The organism is Allobosea sp. CER48 (assembly GCF_044752385.1).
GTDB lineage: Bacteria > Pseudomonadota > Alphaproteobacteria > Rhizobiales > Beijerinckiaceae > Allobosea.
The window spans coordinates 1-1,521 of sequence record NZ_JBIWYK010000618.1 but is presented as its reverse complement, the minus strand read 5'-3'; the positions used below and the strand labels follow the sequence as shown (position 1 = coordinate 1,521).

At 70.9% G+C, this 1,521-nt stretch carries 2 protein-coding genes; both read right to left on the bottom strand.

Features of this window, described 5'->3' with window-relative positions:
• On the bottom strand, positions 1-241 hold a 241-nt coding region (locus ACIPIA_RS16050; protein ID WP_400510972.1), incomplete at its 3' end, for a hypothetical protein.
• Positions 242-266: 25 nt separating this feature from the next.
• A partial coding sequence (locus tag ACIPIA_RS16045) for a PAS domain-containing sensor histidine kinase (RefSeq protein ID WP_400510971.1) occupies positions 267-1,521 on the bottom strand: 1,255 nt, incomplete at its 5' end.

The window sequence follows — 1,521 nt, the reverse complement described above, 5'->3', positions numbered from 1 at the left end:
GCGGCGGCGAGGCCGGCGCAGCAGAGAGCATCGGCGCCGGATGCCGCGCCTTCTGGAACATCAGCGCGTTGGCCAGGATCGCACAGACAACGATTCCGAACGCGAGGAAGAGCAGCGCACGCCCCGGGCTGCGGCCGACCATCCGGCTGATCCGCCCGAGCCTGGAGGGCGCACGGCGCGCGGGCTGCGCGCGCCGGACCGGTGCGGAGAGGGAAGCGCCGGTGCGGGCGCGGGCGGCCATCGTTGCGGACATCGGTCAGCTCGTCTCAAGCGGTCAGGCGAAGGGGTTCTTTGGTCTCGAGCCCCTTGCGGGGAGCCCGGGCGAAGGTGACGATCCTGGCCGGCTGCTCGGCATCGCCGGTGCCGCCGACCGGCAGCCGCAGCGACACGCGCGTGCCGACGCCCGGAGCGCTCTCGACGGTCATGCCGCCGCCATGCAGGCCGACCAGCCCGCGCACCACCGAGAGGCCCAGGCCCGTGCCCTCGTGGTTGCGATCATAGCTGCCCTTGACCTGGAAGAAGGGATCGCCCAGCCGCGGCAGGTCGCAGGCCGCAATGCCGATGCCGGTATCGGAGACGGACAGGTCGATCATGTCGCCGTCCCGGACCACGGCGACCACGACACGCCCGCCAACGGGCGTGAACTTGACGGCGTTGGACAGCAGGTTGAGCACGACCTGCTTCAGCGCGCGCCGATCGCCTGCAATGAGCGGCAGGGCCGGCCCGGCGACGCGATCGAGCACGACGCCATTTGTCTCGGCGCGCAGGGTCATCAGCGTGCAGCAATCGCGGACCAGCCCGGCAAGGTCGAGCGGCTCCCGCTCGATCTCCATCGCGCCGCTCTCGATCTTCGAGATGTCGAGGAGCGTGTTCACCACCTCGAGCAGGTGATGGCCCGAGCCATGGATGATGCGGGCGTATTCGAGGCGCTTCTCGGCGTCGATCCAGTCGTTGCCTTCCGCCGCCAGCATCTCCGAGAAGCCGATGATCGCGTTCAGCGGCGTCCGCAGCTCATGGCTGACCGTGGCCAGGAACTGGCCCTTGATATCGTTGGCTCTCACCGCCTCGGCATGGCCGCGGTCGCGTTCGGCCTCGGCGGCGCGGCGCGCGGTGATGTCGCGCATGACGCAGACCACGGCCGCGCCGTCCTGCGCTCCCGTCGCGTCGGCGCGATAGGCCTGCATTTCCAGCCAGAGCGAGACGGGCAACCGGCTTTCGCCGTCTTGTGGAACGAAGAGCGTGCGGAAGCAGGTGGTCGCGGCGCCCTGGCCATGGGCGGCGTCGCTGAGCGCCTTGAGAAAGGCGGGCCGGTCGGCGACATGGACGCGATCGAGCAACCCGCGCCCGAGCAGTTCGCCGGGCTCGGCACCGGCCAGTTTGCGGGCCGCGGCATTGGCCATGACGACGGCGCCGGCCGCATCATGCCAGGTCACGAGGTCCCCGACGTGATCGAGCAGGAGCTGCGTGCGCGCGTCGGCGGCGTGATGTGCGCGCTCCGCGGCGTCGCGCCGGCGCAGCAGG